The organism is Serpentinicella sp. ANB-PHB4, from assembly GCF_031432315.1.
Classification (GTDB): Bacteria; Bacillota; Clostridia; order Peptostreptococcales; family Natronincolaceae; genus Serpentinicella.
This window is the reverse complement of sequence record NZ_JAVKGO010000028.1, coordinates 1-1188: the sequence shown is the minus strand read 5'-3', so window position 1 is coordinate 1188 and position 1188 is coordinate 1. Positions and strand designations below refer to the sequence as shown.

General features: G+C 49.2%; 11 tRNA genes. All 11 read right to left on the bottom strand.

Annotated features, from left to right (window positions below):
- Positions 1 to 2: 2 nt before the first annotated feature.
- A tRNA-Ile gene (locus tag RH915_RS11395) sits at positions 3 to 76 on the bottom strand.
- A 9-nt stretch (positions 77 to 85) separates the two neighbouring features.
- Positions 86 to 162 (bottom strand) — tRNA-Pro (locus tag RH915_RS11390).
- 5 nt (positions 163 to 167) lie between these two features.
- Positions 168 to 243, bottom strand: a tRNA-Trp gene (locus RH915_RS11385).
- A gap of 17 nt (positions 244 to 260) precedes the next feature.
- Positions 261 to 337: transfer RNA gene (locus RH915_RS11380), tRNA-Ile, on the bottom strand.
- A gap of 17 nt (positions 338 to 354) precedes the next feature.
- A tRNA-Pro gene (locus RH915_RS11375) sits at positions 355 to 431 on the bottom strand.
- Positions 432 to 436: 5 nt separating this feature from the next.
- Positions 437 to 529 (bottom strand) — tRNA-Ser (locus RH915_RS11370).
- A gap of 85 nt (positions 530 to 614) precedes the next feature.
- Positions 615 to 703, bottom strand: a tRNA-Ser gene (locus tag RH915_RS11365).
- Between the two features lie 13 nt (positions 704 to 716).
- Positions 717 to 792 (bottom strand) — tRNA-Lys (locus tag RH915_RS11360).
- Between the two features lie 9 nt (positions 793 to 801).
- Positions 802 to 875, bottom strand: a tRNA-Gly gene (locus RH915_RS11355).
- Positions 876 to 933: 58 nt separating this feature from the next.
- A tRNA-Arg gene (locus RH915_RS11350) sits at positions 934 to 1010 on the bottom strand.
- A gap of 4 nt (positions 1011 to 1014) precedes the next feature.
- A tRNA-Cys gene (locus RH915_RS11345) sits at positions 1015 to 1089 on the bottom strand.
- Positions 1090 to 1188: the final 99 nt, after the last annotated feature.

The window sequence follows — 1188 nt, the reverse complement described above, 5'->3', positions numbered from 1 at the left end:
GGTGGGCTCAAGTGGACTCGAACCACCGACCTCACGCTTATCAGGCGTGCGCTCTAACCACCTGAGCTATGAGCCCTTATTTTCTTGGTCCGGGTGGAGAGATTCGAACTCCCGACCCCATGGTCCCAAACCATGTGCGCTACCAAACTGCGCTACACCCGGATATTTGGCAGGGGTAGCAGGACTCGAACCCACGACATACGGTTTTGGAGACCGTCGTTCTACCAACTGAACTATACCCCTTTAGTTATTAAATTTGATGGTGGGCCTTCAGGGACTCGAACCCCGGACCTGCCGGTTATGAGCCGGATGCTCTGACCAACTGAGCTAAAGGCCCAACAAATATTTATTCACTGGTCCGGGTGGAGAGATTCGAACTCCCGACCCCATGGTCCCAAACCATGTGCGCTACCAAACTGCGCTACACCCGGACAAATGGCGGAGAAGGCGGGATTCGAACCCGCGCGCCACTAAATGCGACCTAACGGTTTAGCAAACCGTCCTCTTCAGCCTACTTGAGTACTTCTCCATACCCGTATTATTAAAGTAGTTAAACATACTCTTTTAATCAATACACTTAATTATAATACAATATCATCTTTTTGTAAAGACTATGGCAGAGAGGGTGGGATTCGAACCCACGGCCCCTTTCGGAGTCACTGGTTTTCAAGACCAGCTCCTTAAACCACTCGGACACCTCTCCATAATGTGTAAAATGGTGACCCATCCGCGACTCGAACGCGGGACACCCTGATTAAAAGTCAGGTGCTCTACCGACTGAGCTAATGGGTCTTATTATATTGGAGCGGGTGAAGGGAATCGAACCCTCGCGGTCAGCTTGGAAGGCTGAAGTTCTACCACTGAACTACACCCGCATTATATGTCTAGTTAATCAATACTATACATAAGTTAAACTTAAGTGTTTTTAATTAATGGCGCGCCCAAGAGGAGTCGAACCCCTAGCCTTTTGATCCGTAGTCAAACGCTCTATCCAATTGAGCTATGGGCGCAAAATGGAGGCGGCACCCAGATTCGAACTGGGGAATAAAGGTTTTGCAGACCTCTGCCTTACCACTTGGCTATGCCGCCTTATCATTAGAACTATTTAATTAAATGGTGACCCATCCGCGACTCGAACGCGGGACACCCTGATTAAAAGTCAGGTGCTCTACCGACTGAGCTAATGGG